At 31.1% G+C, this 16,997-nt stretch carries 18 protein-coding genes and 1 pseudogene; 18 read left to right on the top strand and 1 reads right to left on the bottom strand.

The window, feature by feature from the left end:
• The 18 genes and pseudogenes from CD116_RS14000 to CD116_RS11895 form a co-directional block, all read left to right on the top strand.
• Nucleotides 1-270: pseudogene (locus CD116_RS14000) on the top strand (DUF443 family protein); the annotation flags it as partial.
• A gap of 269 nt (nucleotides 271-539) precedes the next feature.
• Nucleotides 540-1,478 (top strand): aldo/keto reductase, encoded by a 939-nt coding sequence (locus tag CD116_RS11975; protein WP_047550083.1) that lies wholly within the window; start codon nucleotides 540-542, stop codon nucleotides 1,476-1,478.
• A 209-nt stretch (nucleotides 1,479-1,687) separates the two neighbouring features.
• Complete coding sequence (locus CD116_RS11970) at nucleotides 1,688-2,224, top strand: flavodoxin family protein (RefSeq protein ID WP_047550080.1); 537 nt, start codon at nucleotides 1,688-1,690, stop codon at nucleotides 2,222-2,224.
• A 168-nt stretch (nucleotides 2,225-2,392) separates the two neighbouring features.
• The gene (locus CD116_RS11965) at nucleotides 2,393-2,869 is read left to right on the top strand and encodes a GNAT family N-acetyltransferase (protein WP_000477505.1); all 477 of its coding nucleotides are present in this window, start codon (nucleotides 2,393-2,395) and stop codon (nucleotides 2,867-2,869) included.
• A gap of 39 nt (nucleotides 2,870-2,908) precedes the next feature.
• Nucleotides 2,909-4,204, top strand: a complete 1,296-nt coding sequence (locus CD116_RS11960) for an HD domain-containing protein (RefSeq protein WP_047550077.1) — start codon at nucleotides 2,909-2,911, stop codon at nucleotides 4,202-4,204.
• 27 nt (nucleotides 4,205-4,231) lie between these two features.
• A complete protein-coding gene (locus CD116_RS11955) occupies nucleotides 4,232-4,753 on the top strand; it encodes a YwhD family protein (RefSeq protein ID WP_001788287.1) in 522 nt (173 codons plus the stop codon).
• Nucleotides 4,754-5,251: 498 nt separating this feature from the next.
• Complete coding sequence (gene adhP, locus CD116_RS11950) at nucleotides 5,252-6,262, top strand: alcohol dehydrogenase AdhP (RefSeq protein WP_047449813.1); 1,011 nt, start codon at nucleotides 5,252-5,254, stop codon at nucleotides 6,260-6,262.
• 74 nt (nucleotides 6,263-6,336) lie between these two features.
• Nucleotides 6,337-6,444, top strand: coding sequence for a hypothetical protein (locus CD116_RS11945; protein WP_047427683.1), 108 nt, complete (start codon nucleotides 6,337-6,339; stop codon nucleotides 6,442-6,444).
• Between the two features lie 92 nt (nucleotides 6,445-6,536).
• Entirely contained in the window at nucleotides 6,537-6,953 is a 417-nt protein-coding gene (locus CD116_RS11940; protein ID WP_047530235.1) for a YwiB family protein, read from the top strand.
• Complete coding sequence (gene argS, locus CD116_RS11935) at nucleotides 6,950-8,611, top strand: arginine--tRNA ligase (RefSeq protein ID WP_047530237.1); 1,662 nt, start codon at nucleotides 6,950-6,952, stop codon at nucleotides 8,609-8,611. The genes CD116_RS11940 and argS overlap by 4 nt, the downstream gene beginning before the upstream one ends.
• A 331-nt stretch (nucleotides 8,612-8,942) precedes the next feature.
• On the top strand, nucleotides 8,943-9,578 hold the full coding sequence (locus CD116_RS11930) for an endonuclease III domain-containing protein (RefSeq protein ID WP_047550074.1): 636 nt from the start codon (nucleotides 8,943-8,945) through the stop codon (nucleotides 9,576-9,578).
• 321 nt (nucleotides 9,579-9,899) lie between these two features.
• On the top strand, nucleotides 9,900-10,784 hold the full coding sequence (locus CD116_RS11925; protein ID WP_047550070.1) for an ABC transporter substrate-binding protein: 885 nt from the start codon (nucleotides 9,900-9,902) through the stop codon (nucleotides 10,782-10,784).
• A gap of 146 nt (nucleotides 10,785-10,930) precedes the next feature.
• Nucleotides 10,931-11,881 carry a FecCD family ABC transporter permease gene (locus CD116_RS11920; protein ID WP_047550067.1) on the top strand — a complete coding sequence of 317 codons (951 nt, stop codon included), beginning with the start codon at nucleotides 10,931-10,933 and terminating at the stop codon, nucleotides 11,879-11,881.
• A gap of 54 nt (nucleotides 11,882-11,935) precedes the next feature.
• Nucleotides 11,936-12,655, top strand: a complete 720-nt coding sequence (locus CD116_RS11915; RefSeq protein ID WP_047427668.1) for an HAD family hydrolase — start codon at nucleotides 11,936-11,938, stop codon at nucleotides 12,653-12,655.
• Entirely contained in the window at nucleotides 12,639-13,439 is an 801-nt protein-coding gene (locus CD116_RS11910; protein WP_047427666.1) for an alpha/beta fold hydrolase, read from the top strand. The genes CD116_RS11915 and CD116_RS11910 overlap by 17 nt, the downstream gene beginning before the upstream one ends.
• A gap of 135 nt (nucleotides 13,440-13,574) precedes the next feature.
• Nucleotides 13,575-14,081, top strand: a complete 507-nt coding sequence (locus tag CD116_RS11905; protein ID WP_047427663.1) for an SA0570 family protein — start codon at nucleotides 13,575-13,577, stop codon at nucleotides 14,079-14,081.
• Between the two features lie 166 nt (nucleotides 14,082-14,247).
• A complete protein-coding gene (locus CD116_RS11900) occupies nucleotides 14,248-14,964 on the top strand; it encodes a hypothetical protein (protein ID WP_047427660.1) in 717 nt (238 codons plus the stop codon).
• A 168-nt stretch (nucleotides 14,965-15,132) separates the two neighbouring features.
• Nucleotides 15,133-15,921 carry an alpha/beta fold hydrolase gene (locus CD116_RS11895; RefSeq protein WP_047530254.1) on the top strand — a complete coding sequence of 263 codons (789 nt, stop codon included), beginning with the start codon at nucleotides 15,133-15,135 and terminating at the stop codon, nucleotides 15,919-15,921.
• 283 nt (nucleotides 15,922-16,204) lie between these two features.
• Here CD116_RS11895 and sarA read toward each other — a convergent pair whose 3' ends face one another.
• Nucleotides 16,205-16,579, bottom strand: a complete 375-nt coding sequence (gene sarA, locus CD116_RS11890) for a global transcriptional regulator SarA (RefSeq protein WP_001018678.1) — start codon at nucleotides 16,577-16,579, stop codon at nucleotides 16,205-16,207.
• Nucleotides 16,580-16,997: the final 418 nt, after the last annotated feature.

Below are 16,997 nucleotides of genomic sequence, written 5' to 3'. Positions count from 1 at the left end.
ATTAAAAAATCATCTTTAAATATTTATAATACTAAAAATAAAAGGTCAAAAATTTTTTTAATACCTACACTAAAAAATGTTTGTTTCACATTATTTGGATATGTTTTATTTGGCGGATTGACTATGCTATTCCTAAATGCTCTATTATCAATGAGTTACCAAAATATAATAGTATATTTTGCTTGGATTGCAGTTTTAATGGGTTTTTTTCTAGTGAATATAGCTTTAATTATAGATAAAAACATTTATGTCATACTTAAAAACCAATAGAAATTACCAAATTGAATTTGTAATGGCTTTAATGTTGTCGTTCTTAAATGTTTTTCAATTTCTGATACAAAAGTACATGTAATTTAAAGGCTAACGAGCAATCGTGCTATGTGAATATCAACTTAAACAATACTTATTTTAACTGAGTTCTACATAACGTTTTTCTAAAACACCGCCTAAATTCAAACCCTAATTCTAACATTTGGAAGTTGTATTAAATCATGGTAGTGTGATAGTGGAAAAGTTATAAAGATAAGGAGCTGGGTCTAATGAAGCAATTTGTAAACTTAGGTAAATCTGATGTTGAAGTGTTTCCAATCGCACTTGGGACGAACGCAGTAGGTGGGCATAATTTATATCCGAACTTAGATGAAGAACAAGGAAAAGATGTTGTTCGTCAAGCCATTAATCATGGTATTAATTTATTAGATACGGCATATATTTATGGGCCAGAACGATCAGAAGAATTGGTTGGAGAAGTTGTTAAAGAATATCCGCGAGAGCAAATTAAAATTGCTACAAAAGGGTCTCATGAATTTGATGAAAATCAAGAAGTACATCAGAACAATCAACCTGAATATTTAAAACAACAAGTTGAGAATAGTTTGAAACGTCTACAAACTGATTATATCGATTTATATTATATTCATTTTCCGGATGACAACACTCCGAAAGATCAAGCAGTTGCAGCATTACAAGAGCTTAAGGAACAAGGGAAGATTAAAGCCATTGGTGTATCAAATTTCACATTAGATCAACTTAAAGAAGCAAATAAAGATGGTTACGTTGATGTTGTACAGTTAGAATATAATTTATTGCATCGCGAAAATGAGGCAGTATTACAATATTGTGTTGATCACCAAATCACATTTATTCCATATTTCCCATTAGCATCCGGTATTTTAGCTGGAAGATATGATGAGAACACTAAATTTAGTGACCATCGTACTACACGTCGTGATTTTAAACCAGGTGTATTTGAAGAAAGTGTGCGTCGCGTAAAAGCTTTGGAAAGCATAGCTGCAGCACATCAAACTTCAATTGCGAACATTGTATTAGCATTTTATTTAACGAGACCAGCTATCGATGTGATTATTCCTGGCGCAAAACGTGCAGAACAAGTCATAGAAAATATTGAAGCTGCAGATATCGTTTTATCAGATGATGAGATTCAATATATCGATGAACTGTTTCCAATTGAAGACTAAATGAATTGTATTTAATGGTGACATATGTATCTAATTCATCATGAATTAGCCACGTATCAAAAACGAGGTTATATAAGGCATGACGAAATTTCGTCAAATTTATATAAAAGTTGTAAGCGTTTTACTATCCGGTAGGCAAAGCTTATGATAGTATAATTAGGTAACGAAAAACACAGATATTTATTAATCAAAAGTGAGGTTAGGCTAAAATGATTACTGTTTTGTTTGGTGGGAGTAGACCAAACGGTAATACTGCACAATTAACAAAATTCGCTTTGCAAGATTTAGAGTATCAATGGATTGACGTGACACAACATCAGTTTAAACCGATACGTGACGTGAGACATACAGCAGAGACTATTAATTCATATGACGATGACTATTTGCCGATTCTAGATAAAATATTGGCTAGTGATACAATTATTTTTGCTTCACCAGTGTATTGGTATAGCATTTCAGCACCATTGAAAGCATTTATCGAACATTGGTCAGAAACATTACAAGATAAACGATACCCTAATTTTAAGGAACAAATGGCCGAAAAGGATTTTAGAGTTATTTTAGTTGGTGGAGATTGCCCAAAAATAAAAGCGAAGCCAGCAATTACGCAAATGAAATATAGTTTAGACTTTTTAGGTGCCACTTTAAATGGTTATATTATTGGAACTGCTGAAAAGCCTGGTGACATCATGAAAGACAACTATGCCTTAGCACGTGCAACTGAGTGGAATAGTATATTGCAATAAGACATACCTCATACTAAACGAAGTGATTTTTTGCTTCGTTATTTTTTATTTTAAATTTTAACGGAAAATATAAATATATAAATTGAATAGACAATCATTGTTTATTAAGTATTGAGCAAGTTGTGGTATAATGCCGTTATTAAAACTTGTTAATAAGGGGAGAAAGTCATGTTCAAGGTAAGACAAGCAACTGAAAAAGATGTTGTTCAAATTAGAGATGTCGCAACTAAAGCTTGGTTTAATACATACTTAAATATATACGCTGCGACAACAGTTAATCACTTGTTAGAAGCTTCATATAATGAACATCATTTAAAGAAAAGACTTCAAGAACAATTATTCTTAGTCGTTGAAGAAGGTAATGACATCGTTGGCTTTGCTAACTTTATTTACGGTGAAGAATTATATTTATCAGCTCATTATGTTAAACCAGAATCGCAACATACAGGTTACGGTACAGCATTGTTAAATGAAGGATTATCACGTTTTGAAGATAAATTTGAAGGTGTTTACTTAGAAGTAGATAATAAAAATGAAGAAGCAGTAGCTTACTATAAAGAGCAAGGTTTTACAATCTTACGCTCTTATCAGCCAGAAATGTATGGCGAAAAGTTAGACTTAGCACTTATGTACAAAGCATTTTAAGTAAATTAAATATTATATTAAACGAAAAGGAGGGGAATAATGACTAACGCATATGTAGATTTAAAATTAGTAGAAGAAAAAGTTTTTAAAGACCCGATACATCGATATATTCATGTTGAAGATCAATTGATATGGGATTTAGTTAAAACTAAGGAATTCCAAAGGTTACGTCGAATTAGACAACTAGGAACACTGTACCTATCTTTTCATACAGCAGAACATAGTCGCTTTGGACATTCTTTAGGTGTGTATGAAATAGTTAGACGATTAATTGATGAGTCATTTATTGGTCATGATGCATGGGACAATAAAGATAGACCGTTGGCATTATGTGCTGCATTATTACATGATTTAGGACATGGTCCATTTTCGCATAGTTTTGAAAAAATATTTAATACAGACCATGAAGCATACACACAAGCGATTATTACTGGAGATACTGAGGTGAATGCTGTATTACGTAAAGTATCGCCTGAGTTTCCAAGAGAAGTTGCGGAAGTAATTAATAAAACGCATCATAATAAATTGGTCATTTCGATGATTTCGTCACAAATCGATGCGGATAGAATGGATTATTTACAACGTGATGCGTATTTCACAGGTGTATCATATGGTGCTTTTGATATGGAACGTATTTTAAGATTAATGCGACCTTCTAAAGATGAAGTACTAATCAAAGAAAGTGGTATGCATGCAGTTGAAAACTTTATTATGAGTCGTTATCAAATGTATTGGCAGATTTATTTCCACCCAGTTAGTCGTGGTGGAGAAGTGCTGCTTAATAATTGTTTGAAACGCGCAAAACAGCTTTATAATGAAGGCTATGAATTTAAGTTGCATCCACATGATTTTATTCCATTTTTTGAAGAGACAGTTACGATTGAACAATATGTTGAACTCGATGAAGCGGTAGTTACGTATTATTTGGAAAAATGGACAAAAGAAGATGATGCCATTTTAAGTGATTTAGCAAGTCGATTTATTAATCGAGACTTATTTAAATATATTCCATTTGATGGCTCAATTATTACAATATCAGAACTGCAAGAACTGTTTGAAGCAGGTGGTATTAATCCAGATTATTATTTTGTGAGTGAAGCATTTTCGGATTTACCATATGACTATGATCGACCGGGGTCAAATCGCAAACCGATTCATTTATTAAGACAAGATGGTACGATTAGAGAAATAAGCAATCAATCTTTAGTCATTCATAGTATTACAGGCATTAATCGCCAAGACTATAAATTATATTATCCTAGAGAAATGGTTGCAAAGATTAAAGATAAGACAATTAGAGAAGCTATTGAAAATTTGATTAATGAGCTTAATTAAACAGGGCTAAAATTGTTATCGTTAAATATGGAGGTTATATCATTGTCTGAGAAAAAAGGCTTTAATTTTAATATCATAAAAAATGACCCTCTAGATGGTCATAAAGGTACAAATATTGGTTCAATTAGCTTAGACAATATTGCACCAGTTTTTATCGATGTTGCTAACAAAGAAGCATTTATTGATATTGGAGGCATGCATGCTCGTGCCAAAGTTGAAAAAGGTGTGAAATGGATTACTGATAAAGCTGCTGTTGAAGGCGATGAAGCTAAAGAATATTGGTTGTGTTGGGTAACAACAGAACGTAATGAACAAGGACCATATTATGCTGGTTTAACAGCGTGCTATTTATTAGTGAATAAAGCAATTCGTCGTGGTTATAAAAGTATGCCTGAACATGTTAATATGATGGATAAATCAATGAAACATCATATTATCATTGATCAAATTGGTGACGAGAATAAAGCTATTTTAAAAGACTTTTTAATGAACCATGATGAAGGTATGTGGAAGCATTCTTCTGATGCTTTACATCAAGCATTTAATTAAATATTAGAAACTAAAATTTCCCAATTAATCTATAAAGATATGATTCATTTCTCATTGACGATGTAAATCGTGAGGTGAAAATGAAGTCTTAGATTGATTGGGGATTTTTTTAATTTTTTTGAAATTAAATTAATCTGTAGTTAATAAAAATTTTGAATAACTGACACAATTTTTTGATTATAGCTATATACTTTGTGAATTAATTCACATTATAATAGAAATGAAGATAAGATTAATAAACTTTATCTTTAAATAAATATATGTGAAGTAAAAATTACACGTTAGCATATCGATTATGTCATTTCTTTTAACATATTAACTAGGGAAACGTTAAAAGTTTACGGTTGATATCTAACTAAAAACAAGGTCACAGTAGTATGTTTTAATCTGGCGTCTATTACAAATAAAAATTTATCTATAATTATTCGTTTTCATTTTTTGAAAGCAATCGACAATTAATATCATACCTACTGGATTGACTATAAGGAGGACATTATTATGAGAGCAGCAGTTGTAACGAAAGATCACAAAGTAAGTATTGAGGACAAAAAGTTAAGAGCTTTAAAACCTGGTGAAGCATTAGTACAAACGGAATATTGTGGCGTTTGTCATACTGATTTACATGTTAAGAATGCCGATTTTGGTGATGTTACTGGCGTTACTTTAGGTCATGAAGGTATTGGTAAAGTCATCGAAGTTGCAGAAGATGTAGAATCATTAAAAATTGGAGACCGTGTGTCTATCGCTTGGATGTTCGAAAGCTGTGGAAGATGTGAATATTGTACAACAGGTCGCGAAACTCTTTGCCGTAGTGTAAAAAATGCTGGTTATACAGTAGATGGTGCAATGGCTGAACAAGTTATTGTTACTGCAGACTATGCTGTGAAAGTGCCTGAAAAATTAGATCCAGCAGCAGCGTCTTCTATTACATGCGCAGGTGTGACAACTTATAAAGCTGTAAAAGTAAGTAATGTAAAACCTGGACAATGGTTAGGTGTTTTTGGTATAGGTGGTTTAGGTAACCTAGCTTTACAATATGCTAAAAACGTTATGGGGGCTAAAATTGTTGCCTTCGACATCAATGATGATAAGTTAGCATTCGCGAAAGAATTAGGTGCAGATGCTATTATTAATTCTAAAAATGTTGATCCAGTTGCAGAAGTTATGAAATTAACTGATAACAAAGGGCTAGATGCAACAGTAGTAACTTCAGTTGCTAAGACGCCATTTAACCAAGCGGTTGATGTTGTAAAAGCTGGTGCAAGAGTTGTTGCCGTTGGTTTACCTGTTGATAAAATGAACTTAGATATCCCAAGATTAGTACTTGATGGTATTGAAGTAGTAGGTTCACTTGTTGGTACAAGACAAGACTTGCGTGAAGCGTTTGAATTTGCTTCTGAAAATAAAGTAACACCTAAAGTTCAATTAAGAAAATTAGAAGAAATCAATGATATTTTTGAAGAAATGGAAAATGGTACGATAACTGGTAGAATGGTTATTAAATTTTAAAAATATCAAATGACTTTATAGATAAAGAAGGTAGTGCACTGAACACTATCATTATAATCAAACACGAGGTTTTCATGAAAGATAGTGAAAATCTCGTGTTTTTTGGTTTTGAGATGTTGTTTGAATATTATCAAATGGCTTACATATATGAAGCGTTGATTAAGAATGGAATTGTTAATTAATTGAACTTATTTAGCTTTAAGAAGGCATAACAAGATGACCTTATTTTATGCTATAATATTTCTATTATGCGAAGATTAAGGTGAGTAGTAAATTGGATAAAAAAGTAAGCATTCAAACAAAGCAAGTGTTGAAACAGCACAACGAAAAAGAAAAATTTGAATTTACTACTGAAGGTACTTGGCAACAAAGACAATCTAATTTTATTCGGTATGTAGAACAAATTGAGGATGCAACAGTTAATGTTACAATAAAAGTGGATGATGATAGCGTTAAGTTGATTCGTAAGGGCGACATTAATATGAATTTGCATTTTATTGAAGGACAAACGACAACAACTTTTTACGATATATCGGCTGGACGAATTCCACTAGAAGTTAAAACATTACGCATTTTACATTTCGTAAGTGGAGACGGTGGCAAGCTAAAGATTCATTATGAATTATATCAAGATAATGAAAAAATGGGTTCTTATCAATATGAAATTAACTATAAGGAGATAGGCGAATGAATATTATTGATCAAGTGAAACAAACATTAGTAGAAGAAATTGCAGCAAGTATTAACAAAGCAGGATTAGCAGAAGAGATTCCTGATATTAAAATTGAAGTTCCTAAAGATACAAAAAATGGAGATTATGCTACTAATATTGCGATGGTACTGACTAAGATTGCAAAGCGTAATCCTCGTGAAATTGCTCAAGCGATTGTTGATAACTTAGATACTGAAAAAGCACATGTAAAACAAATTGACATTGCTGGTCCAGGATTCATTAATTTTTACTTAGATAATCAGTATTTAACAGCAATTATTCCTGAAGCAATTGAAAAAGGTGACCAATTTGGACATGTAAATGAATCAAAAGGTCAAAATGTATTGCTTGAGTATGTTTCAGCTAACCCTACAGGAGATTTACATATTGGTCATGCTCGGAATGCAGCAGTTGGTGATGCTTTAGCTAATATTTTAACTGCAGCTGGCTATAATGTAACACGTGAATATTATATTAATGATGCTGGTAATCAAATTACTAACTTAGCGCGTTCAATTGAAACACGTTTCTTTGAAGCTTTAGGTGACAATAGTTATTCAATGCCAGAAGATGGCTATAATGGTAAAGATATTATTGAAATAGGTAAAGATTTAGCAGAGAAACACCCTGAAATTAAAGATTATTCTGAAGAAGCACGTTTGAAAGAATTTAGAAAATTAGGCGTAGAATACGAAATGGCTAAACTGAAAAATGATTTAACAGAGTTCAATACGCATTTTGATAATTGGTTTAGTGAAACATCTTTATATGAAAAAGGTGAAATTCTTGAAGTTTTAGCTAAAATGAAAGAATTAGGTTATACGTATGAAGCTGATGGTGCTACATGGTTACGTACAACGGATTTTAAAGATGACAAAGATAGAGTATTAATTAAAAATGACGGTACATATACGTATTTCTTACCAGATATTGCGTACCACTTCGATAAAGTTAAACGTGGTAATGACATTTTAATCGATTTATTTGGTGCTGATCATCATGGTTATATTAATCGTTTGAAAGCATCTCTTGAAACGTTTGGTGTAGATAGTAATCGTTTAGAAATTCAAATCATGCAAATGGTTCGTTTAATGGAAAATGGTAAAGAAGTGAAGATGAGTAAACGTACTGGTAATGCGATTACATTAAGAGAAATTATGGACGAAGTTGGCGTTGACGCTGCACGTTATTTCTTAACTATGCGTAGTCCTGATAGTCACTTTGATTTTGATATGGAATTAGCGAAAGAGCAATCTCAAGACAATCCAGTTTACTATGCTCAATATGCACATGCGCGTATTTGTTCAATTTTAAAACAAGCGAAAGAGCAAGGAATTGAAGTTGCTGCTACGAATGATTTTACAACGATTACAAATGAAAAAGCGATTGAATTGTTGAAAAAAGTAGCTGATTTCGAACCTACAATTGAAAGTGCTGCTGAGCATAGATCAGCACATAGAATTACTAATTATATTCAAGATTTAGCTTCTCATTTCCATAAATTCTATAATGCTGAAAAAGTATTAACTGATGATATTGAAAAAACAAAAGCACATGTTGCTATGATTGAAGCAGTCAGAATTACATTGAAAAATGCATTGGCAATGGTTGGCGTAAGCGCACCTGAATCAATGTAAGAACATTTATATACACCCCAGCGTAGAGTTTCTCGAAAGATACTTTGTGTTGGGGTTTTTTTTTAGGTTGAAGTAGGTCGTTTGTTGAAAAAGCGATTTGTGAAAAAGGTTAAGAGGAACGCAGTTGGTTTGCAAACGCACAACTGCATAAGCACCCCTAATCGCTAAAGCTCAAGGGGGTTAAAGAATACAGTTGGCTTGCTTGCGCAGCAACTGCATAAGAGCCCCTAATCGCTAAAGCTCAAGGGGGTTAAAGAATACAGTTGGTAACGCAACTGCATAAGAGCCCCTAATCGCTAAAGCTCAAGGGGCTCTAAAAGGGAGGATGTATATGTTAGGAACTGATGAATTGTATAAATTGTTATATAGGCATATGGGGCCTCAAAATTGGTGGCCTGCTGATAATGATATTGAAATGATGTTAGGCGCAATCTTAGTTCAAAATACAAGATGGCGAAATGCTGAAATAGCATTAAATCAAATTAAAGAGCAAACACAATTTAATCCAAAACATATATTAGAACTACATATTGAAACGTTACAAACATTGATTCGTTCAAGTGGCTTTTATAAAAGTAAATCATTTACGATTAAAACATTATTAACATGGTTATCACGACATCATTTTAATTATCAAGAGATTAATGAGCGGTATAAAGGTAAATTAAGAAGTGAATTATTATCTTTGAAAGGTATTGGAAGTGAAACAGCAGATGTTTTACTTGTCTATATATTCGGACGTATTGAATTTATTCCAGATAGCTACACAAGAAAAATATATGATAAGTTAGGATATGAAAACACTAAAAGTTATAATCAATTTAAAAAGGCAGTCACATTACCAAATCATTTTACCAATCAAGATGCTAAGGAGTTTCATGCTCTGTTAGATGTATTTGGCAAGTATTACTTTAGGGATAAAGATATAAAGAATTATGACTTTTTAGAACCTTATTTTAAAAATTAAACGCTGTGAAGTTAGTTGCTTGTGTAAATATGAAATATAAACAATAATTTACTATTTTCTTTTAGTATGTGGACTTATATAATAAATAGATGTGAATAAAGTACTACAGTTGGTGCTACTACACAACTGCATAAAAGCCTCTAATCGCTAAAGGTGAAGAGGAACACAGTTGGATGCTTGAGCACAACTGCATAAATCCCTCTAATCGCTAAAGCGAAAAGTGGGATTAAAAAGGATTACAGTTGCTTGCTAACGCACCAGCTGCATAAGAGCCCCTAATTAATAAATTAATAAGGGGCTCTAAAAAGGAGATGTGATAGTGTGAAGAAATCGTTAATTGCTTTTATATTAATATTAGTACTTGTTTTGAGTGCTTGTGGTAATAATAATGACAAACATGTAAGTGATAAGAGGGATGCGTCTAAAACGCCTTATCATAGAATTGTATCGTTAATACCTAGTAATACAGAAATTTTGTATGAACTAGGATTGGGTAACTACATAGTAGGTGTATCTACTGTTGACGATTATCCGAAAGATGTTAAAAATGGTAAAAAACAATTTGATGCCTTGAATCTTAATAAAGAAGACCTTTTAAAGGCAAAGCCAGATTTAATTCTTGCGCATGAGTCGCAAAAAGCAACTGCCAATAAAGTATTATCATCATTAGAAAAGCAAGGTATTAAAGTTGTTTATGTAAAAGATGCTCAATCGATTAATGAAACATATAATACGTTTAAACAAATTGGTAAATTAACTAATCGTGACAAACAGGCTGAACAGCTTGTCGAGGAAACTAAAGATAATGTTGCAAAAATAATTGACTCGATTCCAGCACATCATAAAAAGTCTAAAGTATTTATTGAAGTTTCATCAAAGCCTGAAATATATACAGCAGGGAAGCATACATTTTTTAATGATATGTTAGAAAAACTAGAAGCTCAAAATGTTTATAGTGACATTAATGGTTGGAATCCTGTAACGAAGGAAAGCATTATTAAAAAGAATCCAGACATATTAATTTCGACTGAAGCTAAGACAAGATCAGATTATATGGATACCATCAAAAAAAGAGGTGGCTTCAATAAAATTAATGCTGCCAAAAACACACGTATCGAAGTTGTAAATGGCAATGAAGTATCAAGACCAGGTCCGCGTATAGATGAAGGTTTAAAAGAATTAAGAGATGCAATCTATAGAAAATAAAACATAATTAAGAATCCCTTATAGCTACATAAAATCGCTTGTGTATAGTTATAAGGGATTTTAAAATATATTTTCACCATACATAGAAACGTTTGTGAGTGATTGCTATAATGTATGTAATTATCTATTAAAGAAAAGGGTATACTATGACATTTTATAAAACTATATTAAGTTGGATTGTTATATTAATTGTAACATCGGGCATATATTTGTTTTGGCAATTAGGCAATATCAATGACCCATTTAATCAATCCATATTAATGAATGTGAGATTGCCAAGGCTTGTCGAGGCATTGTTAACAGGTATGATATTAACAGTTTCAGGATTAATTTTTCAAACAGTATTAAATAATGCGTTAGCTGATAGTTTTACGTTAGGTTTAGCAAGTGGTGCAACATTTGGTTCAGGGTTGGCACTATTCCTAGGATTAACTGCATTATGGATTCCCATATTTTCTGTAGTATTTAGCTTTATGACATTATTTATCGTCCTTTTCATAACTTCAATATTAAGCCGTGGGTATCCGATAAGAATACTAATATTATGCGGATTAATGATTGGTGCTTTATTTAATTCTTTACTGTATTTTCTAATTTTATTAAAACCACGACAATTAAATACGATTGCCAATTATTTATTTGGTGGTTTTGGTGATGCTGAATATTCAAATGTATCAGTGATTACAATTGTATTTATAGTAGGACTATGTGGCATTATTTTAATACTCAATCAGCTTAAATTACTACAATTAGGAGAGTTGAAAAGCCAGTCATTAGGTTTAAATGTACAAAGTATTACATTTATAGCGTTATGTTTAGCTTCAATGATGACCGCAATTAATGTTGCTTATGTTGGTATTATTGGATTTATTGGCATGATTATTCCACAGTTAATTAGAAAATGGCAATGGCGACAGACTTTAGGACGACAGTTAACTTTGAATAGTATCATTGGTGGACAAACAATGGTTATAGCTGATTTTATAGGAAGTCATTTATTATCACCGATACAAATACCAGCCAGTATTATTATTGCACTAATCGGTATACCAGTTTTATTTTACATGTTAATATCTCAGTCGAAACAGTTACACTAGTACATGACATTTGCTAAAATAAGATTAACTATAAACATAAAGAGGGCATAAACGATGGATTTGAATCAAATTAAAGCAGTAGTATTTGATTTAGAAGGTACTTTGTTGGATAGGGTTAAGTCAAGGGAGAAATTTATAGAAGAACAATACGAAAGATTTCATGATTATTTAATCCATGTTCAACTTGCAGATTTTAAAAAGGCATTTATAGAGCTTGATGACGATGAAGATAATGATAAACCTGATTTATATAAAGAAATCATTAAACGATTCCATGTAGATAGATTGACTTGGAAAGATCTCTTTAGTGATTTTGAAATGCATTTTTATCGTTATGTATTTCCGTATTACGATACGTTATATACGTTAGAAAAGTTGTCTCAAGAAGGCTTTCAAATAGGTGTTATAGCTAATGGCAAATCAAAAATTAAACAATTCCGTTTACATTCATTAGGTCTAATGCATGTTATTAATTATTTATCAACTTCAGAAACAGTAGGATTTCGTAAACCGCACCCTAAAATATTTGAAGATATGATTGATCAATTGGATGTCTCACCTGAAGATATTATGTATGTGGGTGATGATGCATTGAATGATGTAGCGCCAGCAAGAGCGATGGGTATGGTCAGTGTTTGGTATAAGCAAGAAGATGCGGAGATTGAACCACTAGAAGAAGAAGTGGATTTCACAATAACGACAGTGGAACAATTATTAACTATTTTACCTATAAAAAATGACAATAAAGGAGAAAATTATGGATCTATTTACTAGAAAAGATGGAACTTCATTACATTATAGTACGTTAGGTGAAGGTTATCCTATCGTGTTGATTCATACTGTGCTTGATAATTATTCAGTATTTAACAAACTAGCAGCAGAACTTGCAAAATCATTTCAAGTTGTATTAATAGATTTAAGAGGACATGGTTATTCTGATAAGCCACGTTATATTGATATACATGACTTTGCCGATGATATAGTAGAGTTACTAAAATATTTATATATTGACGAAGTAGCAGTGATTTGTCATGAAATGGCTAGCTTTATAGGCGCGGATATGTCAGAACGATATCCACAACATACATCGTCACTTGTTTTAGTAAATCCAACTTCAATTGAAGGAGAATTACCTGAAGAACGTTTATTTAGGAAATATGCACATATTATTCGCAATTGGGATCCTGAAAAGCAAGATAAATTTTTAAATAAACGTAAGTATTATCGTCCTCGCAAAATGAACCGATTTCTTAAACATGTTGAAGATACAAATGAAATTTCAACTAAAGAAGAAATACAAGCTGTTAAAGATGTATTTAAAAGACAGGGCATTTCAAAAGTCTTTAGTGATGTTGAAGTCCCTACAATGATAGTAGCAGGTGAATTTGGTGAAAGAACAACAAGACTTGAAGCTAAAGAAGTTGCTGATTTAATACAAAATGTTGATTTTAAAGTATATGAGGAATCAAGTGCATTCCCATTTGTGGAAGAACAAGAAAAATTTGTTGAGGATGCAACAATGTTTATCAGTGAACATCATGAAAATAAGCATGTTTAATTTTTGGCAATAAGTGAAATATAAAAGTAGTGATTATTATTTGTAATATAATTGTAATATGACTGTTGTTTTAGAAATGATTGTTGTATAATGGTTGTGAGCACAAGACGATATAAATAAAAGGAGAGAGTGCTTATGAAAAAGCTACTAACGGCAAGTATAATTGCATGTTCTGTTGTATTGGGAGTAGGCTTAGTAAATACTAACGCTGAAGCAGCAAGTGGCAACTCTATTGATACTGTTAAACAATTAACTAAGGGTGACCAGTCATTAGAAAAAGTGAAAATTGGCGAATCTATTAAAGGTGTTTTAACTAAGTACAAAAATCCAATGTACTCTTACAATGAAAATGGAACTGAACATTATTATGAGTTCCACACTAACAAAGGTATGTTACTAGTAACAACTGATGGTAAGAAAAATGACGGTAAAGTTATACGCGTATCAATGATGTATAACGATGCAAACGGCCCAACATATCAAGCTGTTAAAAATTATGTTGGCAAAGCAGTAACACATACTGAATATAGTAAAGTTACTGGTAATTTTGGCTATATTGAAAAAGGGAAAACGACTTATCAATTTGCCTCAGCACCAAAAGATAAAAACATAAAATTATATCGTATTGATCTGGAAAAATAATAATTAAATAAATCGTGCTTAACCGACAAGTTAAATCGCAATGCTTGTCGGTTATTTTTTTACATGTCATAATACTACAGTGAATGCTAAATTTTTTGTGTTTTACGAAGGGGATATTCAAAGGATAGAATAAATAAAGATGTTTCATTTTAAAGGAGTATTACCAATGCGCATTAATGATAAAATTTTACTAGATAATATAGAAGATTACTTTAATCATAAGGGTTTATCACCGCATTTGATTGATGATATTAAAGAGAAAGTAAATACAGATATTAAAAATTCTGAAAAGCAAGATCAAGATTATATAGAATATAAGGGTAAATCACCGGCTCAAATAATATTAATGATTCAAAGAAATTTATTTGCACTACAGTTGAATCCAGTTATATTCTTTATCCTTAACTTTATCCTTATTTCATATTTATATGATAAGCAATATGTGCAATTTCAAGCCATAACAGGTATGAGTTTATTTTATTGTTTAATTATTTTTCCGATGACAATCGTTGTTTGTTTAAGGGTATCGAAAAAGAACTATTTGCGTAGTAATAAATTAGAAATGATCATGGGAACAGTAATCGCTATTATTTCATTATTTCTAATTGTACTACAAGCGTTTAATGTTGCATGGGGAGTTATACCAATTACTAATTTTGGACATCAATTTTTCTTTTTTGTTGGTATTATTTTAGTAATTGTCGGTATTTTTTATAAACACCTTGAATTTTCAGGAATCGGATTACTTTTCTGTCAAAAAACGATTGATGCAATGATTCATAATCCGCAAACTGCACAAGTTTTTTCACTCATAATATGGATCTTACTAGTTATTCTAGTTATTTATTTTACAATTCGTTTATCTTCACGTACAAGAGTATAAATATTAATTAACTATTCGTCTGATTTAATGTATAAATTTAGATGAATAGTTTTTTTAATAGTGGAGTAGTATTTAGAAATTTATAAATAATTTAAAAAAATTGTTTATAAAATGAAAGCGTATTTAGAAAGCAGGTTGGGTATATAGTTTATTGAGGGAGGTGTCACAATGAATAAAGTCACTATTAATCCTCAAATCCAATTAACTTATCAAATGAAGGGTAAAGGGGAACCAATTATTTTGTTACATGGTTTAGATGGTAATTTAGCTGGATTTGAAGATTTACAACATCAACTTGCAACATCATTTAAAGTTATTAGTTATGATTTAAGAGGTCACGGTAAGTCTTCTAAAAGTGAGTCATATGAATTAAACGATCACGTTGAGGATTTGAAAGTTTTAATGGAGAAATTAAATATTCATGAGGCACACATACTTGGACATGATTTAGGTGGTGTCGTCGCTAAGCTGTTTACAGATAAATATGCCTATCGTGTCAAATCATTAACCACCATAGCTGCAAAAAAGGATGATTTGATTCACAGTTTTACACAGTTATTAATTAAATACCAAGATGAAGTAGCTGGTTTTAATAAATCAGAAGCTTATATTTTATTGTTTTCAAAGTTGTTTAAAAATCAAGAAAATACGATGAAATGGTATCAAAAGCAAAAAATATATAGTACTAAGTCTGAAGATGATAGTGCGGTGGCAATTCGTTCATTAATTTTACACAAAGATGAACCAATATATATGAAAAAGCGCACGTGCGTACCAACTTTATTAATTAATGGTGAACATGATCCATTAATTCAAGATAAATTGCATTTTAAATTAGAATCACACTTTTTAAATGTAACTAAAAAAATCTTTGAGCATTCTGGTCACGCACCACATATTGAAGAGCCTAAAGCATTTTTAGATTACTATTTGAATTTTATTAAAGACATATCGTGATATGTGACATGTATCCCATAAGTTAGATTATTATCTAATTTATGGGGGATATTTTTATGCGGTAAAATTTTCGTTGATTAAGAGAAAAAGAGAGTGTTGTGTGGATTTTATTCAAGTTATCCAAAATGTATTCATATGTGAATATGATATTTTTGTTTAAATTATAAGCGTATATGAAAATCTTACTAAAGTTTTGCCACTCAAAGATAAAAAAGGGTATAAAAAAAGGAAGTTTAATAGAATTTATCATCTATCAAACTTCACCAAATTGCGCTAAACAAAATTACAATTCAATTTCGTTATTTGCTTCAGTGATTCGTTTATTTACTCGAGTTAATAATGACTCGATTTTTTTACGTTGTTGTGCATTAACAAGAATTAAAACAGTTCTTTCGTCATGCTCATTACGTTTTTTATCGAAGTAATCTTCTTGTGATAAAATTTTAACTGCTTTAACAACTTGTGGTTGTTTATAGTTTAAGTGATTAATAATATCTTTAAGATAGTATTCTTTTTCTTTGTTTTCACTGATGTATGTCAATACAGCGAATTCTTCAAAGCTAATTGAAAATTCCTTTTTAATTAAACTTTTTAATTTGTCAGCATAAGTTACCATTGATAATAACTCAAAGCAATCATTAATTTTTGTAATTGCCATGTTTAAAACCTCCCTATTTGATGCATCTTGCTCGATACATTTGCCCGATATATTGATATCTAATCTTTATTTATTATAGATATGTTAGTCATAATTTTACATTAAATAAGTTTTATTAAATATATTTAATGCTCTATTATTTAGTTAATTATAACTAATTAAAAATGAGAAGTAAACAAAAAAGTGTTTATAAAACAAATTATTCATTAGATACATTGATTGTATTTTTGAGGTAGCAATTTGTACAGTCAAAAATATCACCTTTTTTTAAAATTTGCCTTAATTTAATAAGCTTGAAAAGGTTATTTTTTTAATGAAACGATTTAGCGCAATTAAATGTTCCAATACTCAATGTGAATCTAAGTAATCTCTTGTTATAGAATCTTTCTTTCAAGTTAACTTCTTCTACTATTTATAC

The organism is Staphylococcus schweitzeri (assembly GCF_002902405.1).
GTDB classification, from domain to species: domain Bacteria; phylum Bacillota; class Bacilli; order Staphylococcales; family Staphylococcaceae; genus Staphylococcus; species Staphylococcus schweitzeri.
The sequence above is the reverse complement of the archived record's forward strand: the minus strand, read 5'-3'. Positions and strand labels throughout refer to the sequence as shown.

What these genes read in the sequence shown, in the direction of transcription:
- CD116_RS11945 (WP_047427683.1), top strand. Translation starts at nt 6,337, where the DNA reads ATGAAAGATAGTGAAAATCTCGTGTTTTTTGGTTTTGAGATGTTGTTT.
- CD116_RS11930 (WP_047550074.1), top strand. Translation starts at nt 8,943, where the DNA reads ATGTTAGGAACTGATGAATTGTATAAATTGTTATATAGGCATATGGGG.
- CD116_RS11975 (WP_047550083.1), top strand. Translation starts at nt 540, where the DNA reads ATGAAGCAATTTGTAAACTTAGGTAAATCTGATGTTGAAGTGTTTCCA.
- CD116_RS11960 (WP_047550077.1), top strand. Translation starts at nt 2,909, where the DNA reads ATGACTAACGCATATGTAGATTTAAAATTAGTAGAAGAAAAAGTTTTT.
- sarA (WP_001018678.1), bottom strand. Translation starts at nt 16,579, where the DNA reads ATGGCAATTACAAAAATTAATGATTGCTTTGAGTTATTATCAATGGTA.
- CD116_RS11895 (WP_047530254.1), top strand. Translation starts at nt 15,133, where the DNA reads ATGAATAAAGTCACTATTAATCCTCAAATCCAATTAACTTATCAAATG.
- CD116_RS11920 (WP_047550067.1), top strand. Translation starts at nt 10,931, where the DNA reads ATGACATTTTATAAAACTATATTAAGTTGGATTGTTATATTAATTGTA.
- argS (WP_047530237.1), top strand. Translation starts at nt 6,950, where the DNA reads ATGAATATTATTGATCAAGTGAAACAAACATTAGTAGAAGAAATTGCA.
- CD116_RS11915 (WP_047427668.1), top strand. Translation starts at nt 11,936, where the DNA reads ATGGATTTGAATCAAATTAAAGCAGTAGTATTTGATTTAGAAGGTACT.
- adhP (WP_047449813.1), top strand. Translation starts at nt 5,252, where the DNA reads ATGAGAGCAGCAGTTGTAACGAAAGATCACAAAGTAAGTATTGAGGAC.
- CD116_RS11905 (WP_047427663.1), top strand. Translation starts at nt 13,575, where the DNA reads ATGAAAAAGCTACTAACGGCAAGTATAATTGCATGTTCTGTTGTATTG.
- CD116_RS11910 (WP_047427666.1), top strand. Translation starts at nt 12,639, where the DNA reads ATGGATCTATTTACTAGAAAAGATGGAACTTCATTACATTATAGTACG.
- CD116_RS11965 (WP_000477505.1), top strand. Translation starts at nt 2,393, where the DNA reads ATGTTCAAGGTAAGACAAGCAACTGAAAAAGATGTTGTTCAAATTAGA.
- CD116_RS11955 (WP_001788287.1), top strand. Translation starts at nt 4,232, where the DNA reads ATGGAGGTTATATCATTGTCTGAGAAAAAAGGCTTTAATTTTAATATC.
- CD116_RS11970 (WP_047550080.1), top strand. Translation starts at nt 1,688, where the DNA reads ATGATTACTGTTTTGTTTGGTGGGAGTAGACCAAACGGTAATACTGCA.
- CD116_RS11900 (WP_047427660.1), top strand. Translation starts at nt 14,248, where the DNA reads ATGCGCATTAATGATAAAATTTTACTAGATAATATAGAAGATTACTTT.